Origin of the sequence: Rhodococcus sp. IEGM 1307 (assembly GCF_030056915.1) — a bacterium.
GTDB lineage: Bacteria > Actinomycetota > Actinomycetes > Mycobacteriales > Mycobacteriaceae > Rhodococcus_F > Rhodococcus_F opacus_D.
In genome coordinates this window covers 580677-588433 of the sequence record NZ_JASHKW010000001.1, presented here as the reverse complement: position 1 = coordinate 588433, position 7757 = coordinate 580677, and the positions used below count along the sequence as shown (strand labels likewise).

Annotated in this window: 8 protein-coding genes; 5 read left to right on the top strand and 3 right to left on the bottom strand. The window is 67.7% G+C overall.

Annotation, left to right across the window (positions count from 1 at the left end; all coding sequences use genetic code 11):
• Window positions 1-85 precede the first annotated feature (85 nt).
• From QM841_RS02730 to QM841_RS02720, 3 genes are all read left to right on the top strand, one after another.
• Window positions 86-784, top strand: a complete 699-nt coding sequence (locus QM841_RS02730; protein WP_283330819.1) for a TetR family transcriptional regulator — start codon at window positions 86-88, stop codon at window positions 782-784.
• A 173-nt stretch (window positions 785-957) separates the two neighbouring features.
• Window positions 958-2118, top strand: a complete 1161-nt coding sequence (locus tag QM841_RS02725) for an acyl-CoA dehydrogenase (RefSeq protein WP_009478133.1) — start codon at window positions 958-960, stop codon at window positions 2116-2118.
• Window positions 2119-2192: 74 nt separating this feature from the next.
• Window positions 2193-3041: a 3-hydroxybutyryl-CoA dehydrogenase gene (locus tag QM841_RS02720; protein ID WP_105422728.1), complete on the top strand. Its 849-nt coding sequence runs from the start codon at window positions 2193-2195 to the stop codon at window positions 3039-3041.
• On the opposite strand, the gene ubiG is transcribed toward QM841_RS02720, so the two are convergent.
• Window positions 3038-3871 (bottom strand): bifunctional 2-polyprenyl-6-hydroxyphenol methylase/3-demethylubiquinol 3-O-methyltransferase UbiG, encoded by an 834-nt coding sequence (ubiG, locus tag QM841_RS02715; protein WP_283330818.1) that lies wholly within the window; start codon window positions 3869-3871, stop codon window positions 3038-3040. The two genes, QM841_RS02720 and ubiG, sit on opposite strands and share 4 nt — an antisense overlap.
• Window positions 3872-3961: 90 nt before the next feature.
• Here ubiG and QM841_RS02710 point away from each other — a divergent pair, with 90 nt between their 5' ends.
• Together QM841_RS02710 and QM841_RS02705 are read left to right on the top strand one after the other, a co-directional pair.
• The gene (locus tag QM841_RS02710; RefSeq protein WP_283330817.1) at window positions 3962-5206 is read left to right on the top strand and encodes a hypothetical protein; all 1245 of its coding nucleotides are present in this window, start codon (window positions 3962-3964) and stop codon (window positions 5204-5206) included.
• 87 nt (window positions 5207-5293) lie between these two features.
• Window positions 5294-6742, top strand: a complete 1449-nt coding sequence (locus tag QM841_RS02705; protein ID WP_283330816.1) for an MFS transporter — start codon at window positions 5294-5296, stop codon at window positions 6740-6742.
• 13 nt (window positions 6743-6755) lie between these two features.
• Here QM841_RS02705 and QM841_RS02700 read toward each other — a convergent pair whose 3' ends face one another.
• Entirely contained in the window at window positions 6756-7175 is a 420-nt protein-coding gene (locus QM841_RS02700; RefSeq protein ID WP_280778504.1) for a hypothetical protein, read from the bottom strand.
• Window positions 7176-7228: 53 nt separating this feature from the next.
• Entirely contained in the window at window positions 7229-7756 is a 528-nt protein-coding gene (locus tag QM841_RS02695) for a GNAT family N-acetyltransferase (RefSeq protein WP_283330815.1), read from the bottom strand.
• Window position 7757: the final 1 nt, after the last annotated feature.

Sequence of the window (7757 nt, the reverse complement as noted above, 5' to 3'; positions counted from 1 at the left end):
GACGCACTCTTTCGAGTATCCGCCCGCGAGGCGCGCCGGGTCCAGGGCACTGCGGGTCCAATGCCGCCGATGGATACTGGGCCCCATGACCGAGCGCGTCGACACACCCGGCATCGATCCCGCGGACTTCCGCGTCCACGTCGTGGCGCAGGCCATCCGGCTGTTCTCCGAGAACGGGTACGAGGCGACGACCGTCGAGCAGATCGCGTCCGCGGCGGGCGTGTCCCGGCGGACGTTCTTCCGCCAGTTCCGCTCCAAGGAGGACGTGATCTTCGCCGATCACGAATCGCTGTTGCAGCAGGCAGGCGATTATCTGTCCACGAATTCCGACGACCCGTGGGCGGCGGTCTGCAGGACGGCAGGCCTGGTCTTCGACAGGTTTCGCGAGAACCGGGAGCTGTCGGCTCGCCGGTACCAGGTGGTGCAGCGGGTGCCCGCCCTGCGAGACCGGGAGATCGTCACCGGTTTCCGCTACGAGCGGTTGTTCGTCGACTACCTGCGCGGCGTCGTACCCACCGAGCCGGTCCTGAAGGTCATCGGATTCGCGGCCGCTGTCACCGCGTGCCACAACTTCCTGCTCCGGAACATGATCAAGGGCGACCCCGACGCCACCGCCGAGGAACTCGAGCGGGCCCTCCTCGACGTGCGCCGGACGTTCGGCGTCGCTCCGGGGGCATCGACGCAGGAACAGGACGCCGTGCTGGTGGTGTCGTACCCGCCGGGAACGCCGGTGGACGAGATCACCGGGCGCATCCAGGCCCAGCTGTCCCGGCGCCGGGGCTGAGGCGGCCGGGTGACGACAACCACCCTTGACTGGCACTCAGTGCCGTGGTTGACTGCACTGTAGTGGCAGTAGTTTGCCGACCACGAACATTGCGGCCCGCCTGAACGACAATAACCCTGGCACGGAGTGCCTATTCAGACTCGGTGCCGTCGAGACTCAGCAAGGAGCGCCCCATGGCCGGAAATCCGGACTTCGATCTGTTCAAGCTCGGTGAAGAGCACGACGAACTGCGGTCCGCGATCCGCGCGCTCTCCGAGAAGGAGATCGCCCCCTACGCGAAGCAGGTCGACGAGGACGCACGCTTCCCCGAAGAGGCCCGCGTCGCCCTCGTGAACTCCGGGTTCAACGCCATCCACGTCCCCGAGGAATACGACGGCCAGGGCGCCGACTCCGTCGCCACCTGCATCGTCATCGAAGAGGTCGCCCGCGTCTGCGGCTCCTCCTCCCTGATCCCCGCCGTCAACAAGCTCGGCACCATGGGCCTCATCCTCAACGGGTCCGAGGAACTCAAGCAGCAGGTCCTACCGCAGCTCGCGTCCGGCGAGGCCATGGCGTCCTACGCACTGTCCGAGCGTGAGGCCGGTTCGGACGCCGCCAGCATGCGCACCCGCGCCAAGGCGGACGGCGACGACTGGATCCTCAACGGCTCCAAGTGCTGGATCACCAACGGTGGCAAGTCCAGCTGGTACACCGTCATGGCCGTCACCGACGCCGACAAGGGCGCCAACGGCATCTCCGCGTTCATGGTCCACGAGAACGACGAGGGCTTCGTCGTCGGACCGAAGGAGAAGAAGCTCGGCATCAAGGGTTCGCCCACCGCGGAGCTCTACTTCGAGAACTGCAAGATCCCCGGCGACCGCATCATCGGCGAGCCCGGCACCGGTTTCAAGACGGCGCTGCAGACCCTCGACCACACCCGTCCCACCATCGGCGCGCAGGCCGTCGGCCTCGCGCAGGGTGCCCTCGACGCCGCTCTCGCCTACACCAAGGACCGCAAGCAGTTCGGCAAGTCGATCAGCGACTTCCAGGCCGTGCAGTTCATGCTCGCCGACATGGCGATGAAGGTCGAGGCCGCCCGCCTCATGGTCTACACCTCCGCGGCCCGCGCCGAGCGCGGCGAGAAGAACCTCGGTTTCATCTCCGCTGCCGCCAAGTGCTTCGCCTCCGACGTCGCGATGGAGGTCACCACCGACGCCGTCCAGCTGTTCGGTGGCGCCGGCTACACCACCGACTTCCCTGTCGAGCGGATGATGCGTGATGCGAAGATCACTCAGATCTACGAAGGCACGAACCAGATCCAGCGCGTCGTGATGTCGCGTGCACTGTTGAAGTAGGCGGCTACGCCGCCCGTGCGCCTTTTTGGTAGCTCCCGCTACCAAAAAGGCGCACGGCTACGTGAGGAGAATTTGTGGAACTAGTAGGCGTGATCGGCGGCGGCACCATGGGTGCCGGCATCGCCGAGGTATGTATCAAGGCCGGTAGCTCGGTTCTCATCCTCGAGACCAAGCCGGAATTCGCCGAGGCCGCGCAGGCCCGGATCGAGAAGTCCCTGGCTCGCGGGGTCAAGGCGGGCAAGCTCGACCAGGACGCCGCGGATGCCGCGCTCGCCCGCGTGCGGGTCACCCTCGACATCGAGGAGTTCGCGGACCGCGACCTCGTGATCGAGGCGGCACCGGAGATCGAGGCGCTCAAGGTCGACATCTTCCAGAAGCTCGACAAGATCGTGAAGCCGTCGGGCATCTTGGCGTCCAACACGTCGTCCATCCCGCTGATCAAGATGGCCAACGCCACGCAGCGTCCCGGGCAGGTCGTGGGCGTCCACTTCTTCAACCCGGTGCCGGTGATGCCGCTGGTCGAGATCGTGGTCAGCCTGGTCACGTCGGAGGAGACCGTCCTCGCGGTCACCGACTACGCGAAGAACACGCTGCGCAAGAAGACGGTGCGGGCCGGTGACCGCGCGGGCTTCATCGTGAACGCGCTGCTCATCCCGTACCTCACGTCGGCGGTCCGGATGCTCGAGTCGGGTTACGCGACCGCCGAGGACATCGACGAGGCCATGAAGGGCGGCTGCGGCTACCCGATGGGCCCGCTGACGCTGATCGACACCGTCGGCCTCGACATCACCCTCGCCGCGGCGGAGTCGCTGTACGCGGAATTCGCCGAGCCGCACTACGCTCCCCCGACGCTGCTCAAGCGCAAGGTGGACGCCGGACAGCTCGGCAAGAAGAGCGGTAAGGGCTTCTACGACTACAGCTAGTCACGCCCGTCCGGAAGCCCGTCGCGTCGTCGCGGCGGGCTTTCGCCGTTCTTGACCGCAAATCCCATGTAGGAGATGGCCGTGCTCCGGATCTGCCCGAAGTCGAGCCGGCGACTCAACTCCCCGTAGCTGAGCCGTGTTCCGCCCGCCCGGGCGAGGTCGAGGAGCCGGAGAGGATTCTTCGACCGCGGCCCGAGCCCGACGATCTCGCCGAGCCGCAGACCGTGCCGCTCCATGATCGGTGCCAGTTCCGCCGGACGGATACACATCGACCAGTCGTGGATGGGGGTGTCGAACATCCGGGTCATCCGCCACTCCTGCATGATCTTGATCGCGACGAGCTTGCTGGCGAATGTGCGGTTGATGGTGTCGAACAGGTACAGGCCGCCGGGTTTCAGCGCACGGGACGTTTCGGCGATCACTCCGTCGAGATCCGACACGTGCTCGAGGACGTCGCAGCAGTAGACGACGTCGAACGCGGCATCCGGCACCGGCAACTGTTCGCCCGACCCGATGCGGTACTCGATGTCGAGGGCCGAGTCGGCGGCGTGACGCCGTGCGGTGTCGACCGACACCGGGGACGGATCGATGCCCGTCACCCGGAAACCGATGCGGGTGAACTCCTCCGCGAGGAACCCGCCGCCCGAACCGACGTCGAGGGCGCGGTGTCCGCGATGGTCACGACCGACCGTTTCGCCGAGCACCTTACGGAAGTAGGCGAATCGTCCCGGCGTCAGACTTCCGTGCAGCAGGTTGAGTGGGTTGTCTTCCTCCCACCACGACTCCCCCACACGGTTGTAGACGTCGTTGTCGATGACCAAGCGGACCACCCCTTCTCTGCCGTGGACACAGCACGACCTCCAGCCTTCTCCTGCGCGTCGGTCACTTCAAGGCCGGTGCCCTTACGCGATGCTCAGGGGATGACATTCAGGATCTCGCACGTGTGCCTGCTGCTGGGCGGGTTCGTCGCGGGAATTGCGTTGACGTCCACCACGTCCAGTGAGTTCGCGTTCGTGGTCGACGGCAACCGCCTGGACGCGCTGTATGTCGGTCCGGCCGCAGGCGCCTTCCTCGCCGCGATCGTCGCCGTCCTGGTGGCAGCGCTGGTTCGTGCCCGCCGGATCCTGTCGACGCTGTCGTTCGCCGGCCTGGCGCTGCTGGGTGTCGCTCCGGTGACGGGGCCGTGGGACCTCGAGATGTACCTCGGCGGAGTCGGTGCGGGCCTGCTCCTCGGCGGTCTCGTCGGACTGTGCGCCACCGCCGACCGGGCATGGTTGCAGACCGCACTCGCGGCGGGGGTGCTCACCGGGCTCCTCCTCGCCGGCCCGATCGACCACTTCCGGACGTCTTTTCCCCGGCGCTACGCCGATTACCTTCCGGAACCCTTGTTCGAGCCGGTGACGCTGGCCCTCCTCGCGCTCACGGCCGTGGTTCTGGCCGTCACGCTCGCGTCCGGCGACCTCGGTGAGCGGACGGAGGTCGCGGTGAGCGGGCGCGCCCTCGTCACCGGGATCGTTCTGCCGCTGATCGGGCTGGTGCTGTACTGGTGGTTCGTTCGTCGTGTCTGGAACGTGGGCGCCGACGGTGCGATGCAGGGCCGGTGGATGTTCGGACTCGTCCTCGTCGTGGTGGTGATCGCCGCCTCGCTGTGGTTGGAGGGCCGCACCGGGGTCGTGTTGCTTGCCGCTATGGCGTTCGTCGCCGCGGGGGACATCGGCGTGGCGGCGTTCCCGGACTCCTGGCCGTGGCTGCTGGTGCCGGCGGCGCTCGCGCTGACGGGTGCCGTGCTCGGGAGGCGTTTCCCTCACCCGGTGTCCGGCATCGCGGCACTTGCAGTCGTGGCCGCGTCGGCGCTGTTCGAGCACCCACCGTGGGACAACCTGCACGTCGGTGCGACGTGGCTTCTCCTTCCTCTCGCGGCCTCGTACACGGTCGCGTCGAGTCTGCCGTCGAGCGAATCGGTCACCGCGATGTCGCTGGCGGCCCCGGCCGCGCTGGCCGTCCCGCTGATCGCCGACTACGGGTGGACGGCGTACACGCCGCTCGTCGGATCCGAGAGCGCGCCGGGGCCGGACTCGTGGGCGTGGACATCGACCGGACTGTCGGTGGTTGCCGTGGTCGCGTGCGGACTCGCCGCCGCCTACCTCGGAAAACGCGCCTCCTGAGCCTCATTGCACGATACATACGTTGTGCACCATGCATACGCTGTGTATGGTGCACAAATTGTGTTTCGCTGAGTTGAGGAGATTCGTGTGGACAGTCCGACGCCCGCCGTCCGACCGGGCGGCCTCGTCGCCGTTCTGGCCTTCACCGGCATCGTCGCCGCGCTCATGCAGACCCTCGTGGTGCCGCTGATCGGCGACCTCCCCCGACTGCTCGACACGACCGCCTCCAACGCGTCCTGGGTGATCACCGCGACGCTGCTCGCCGGCGCCGTGGCAACACCGGTCACCGGACGTCTCGGCGACCTGTACGGCAAGCGGCGGATGATGCTGATCTGCACGGTGCCGCTCGTCCTGGGCTCGGTGGTCTGTGCGCTCGCGACGTCCCTGGCCCCGATGGTGATCGGCCGAGGGCTGCAGGGCATCGGTGTGGGCATGATTCCGCTGGGAATCAGCGCACTGCGGGACCTGCTGCCGCCCGAGCGCCTGCACTCCTCCATCGCCTTGATGAGCTCGTCCATGGGCATCGGCGGCGCCCTCGGTCTGCCGCTCGCCGCAACGGTCGCGGAGAATGCGAGCTGGCGCGTGCTGTTCTGGGGCGCCGCCGGGCTCAGCGCGCTGATCGCCGTGCTGCTCTGGTTCTTCGTGCCTGCCACGCCCGTCCACGGGCCCAAGGCCCGCTTCGATCCCATCGGCGCGGTCGGACTGGGTGTCGGACTGGTGTCCCTGCTGCTGGCGGTGTCCAAGGGCGCCGACTGGGGCTGGGCGAGCAGCACCACCCTCGGTCTGTTCGCGACCACGGTCATCGCGTTGACGGCCTGGGGCTGGTGGGAACTCCGCACTCCCGAACCGCTGGTCGACCTGCGGGTGATCGCCGGCCGTCAGGTGCTGCTGACCAACGCCGCGTCCGTCGTCGTCGGCTTCGCCATGTACGCCCAGTCCCTGATCGTTCCGCAGCTCCTGCAGTTGCCGGCGTCGACGGGATACGGCCTGGGACAGTCGATGCTGGCCATGGGCCTGTGGATGGCCCCCTCGGGTCTGATGATGATGGCGGTCTCCCCCTTCGGCGCCAAGCTGTCGTCCACCCGCGGACCGAAGGTCACCCTGCTCGTCGGAAGCCTCGTCATCGCGCTCGGCTACGGATCGTCGATGTTCCTGATGGGGTCGACGTGGGGCCTGGTCGTGGTGACCTGCATCTGCGGCTCGGGTGTCGGTCTCGCCTACGGCGCGATGCCCGCCATGGTGATGAGCGCCGTGCCGCAGTCCGCGACCGCCTCCGCCAACAGCGTCAATTCTCTGATGCGCTCGGTCGGTACCGCGGTGTCCGCTGCCGTCGTCGGTGTGGTTCTCGCCCAGATGAGCGTCCAGGTCGCCGGCCACACCCTGCCCACCGAGGGCGGCTTCCGAACCGGCCTGTTGATCGGTTGCGGTGTCGCACTCGTCGCCGCGGCCATCACGCTGGCCATCCCCACCCGCCGCGCCACCCCCGCGGCGCCGAACTCGATTACCCCCGAACCGCTCACACCGTCGAAGGTGTAGACCTGCTGATCGGCTACTTGTGGAGGGCGTACCCCGCCACGGGGTTGCCGTTGAGGTAGACGGTGCCCTCGTACGTGCCGTCGGGCCTCGGGGTGATCCGGTCGGTCAGGAACGGCAGCCCGGAAGGGCTGTAGTCGGTGACGAGGGAACCGCCCGCTTCCGGGGTGGTCATGCCGAAGATGTACGGAAAGAACACACCGAAGTTGTCCATGACCCACCCGGGCCCGAACGTCTTGCCCTTCCAGATCAGGTCGCCACCGAGAACGTTGGTGGTGCCGAGGTATGTCCCGGCAGGCAACGGGACCGGCATCGGCGCGGGTAGCGGCGGCGGCATGGGGGCCGGCACCGGGTCTGCCGCGGCCGTCCCCGCGGCGAAGAAAGACAGGCCGGCCACCGCGACGGCCCCGACTGCGACCTTGCGCATGATGTCCATGAGTTCTCCGTATATCGAGGTGCGTGGCGGAAAGTGTCGCACGGACAGGGCCGTCACAGGGAGAGTGTGAAGAAGATGCTGTTCGGATCGTTGCCGTAGTCCCCGAACGGGGGACATTCGGTGAAGCCGTGCTCGGTGTACAGACGCCTGGCCGGGGCGAAGAAATCCTCGACGCCGGTCTCGAGGCTGAGCCGGACGTACCCGCGTGCCCGCGCCTCGTCGACCAGGTGCGCGAGGAGCCGGGTGGCCACACCCCGCCCGCGCGCCTCCGTGGCAGTCCGCATCGACTTGATCTCGCCTTCGGCCGGTGAGAGCTCACGCAGAGCCACGGTTCCCAGCACGGCCTCCTCGTCCCAGAGCGTCCACACGGTGACCGACGGGTCCCGCAAACCGGGCAGATCGAGGGCGTGAACACTGTCGGGCGGCGACGTCGCACGCATGTCCGCCAGGTGCTCGGCCAGAAGACCGTGCACGGCCTCGCGGGACAGGTCGTCGACTTCGATGTACACGTGCTCGAGTATGCCGAAGCCGGCGCGAGAAATCGCAACGAGCACCCCGCTGCCTGGACGGCGGCGCACCATG

Excerpts from the sequence above, each read along its gene's own strand:
- QM841_RS02730 (WP_283330819.1), top strand. The coding sequence starts at position 86 with ATGACCGAGCGCGTCGACACACCCGGCATCGATCCCGCGGACTTCCGC.
- QM841_RS02725 (WP_009478133.1), top strand. The coding sequence starts at position 958 with ATGGCCGGAAATCCGGACTTCGATCTGTTCAAGCTCGGTGAAGAGCAC.
- QM841_RS02710 (WP_283330817.1), top strand. The coding sequence starts at position 3,962 with ATGACATTCAGGATCTCGCACGTGTGCCTGCTGCTGGGCGGGTTCGTC.
- QM841_RS02700 (WP_280778504.1), bottom strand. The coding sequence starts at position 7,175 with ATGGACATCATGCGCAAGGTCGCAGTCGGGGCCGTCGCGGTGGCCGGC.
- QM841_RS02695 (WP_283330815.1), bottom strand. The coding sequence starts at position 7,756 with ATGGTGCGCCGCCGTCCAGGCAGCGGGGTGCTCGTTGCGATTTCTCGC.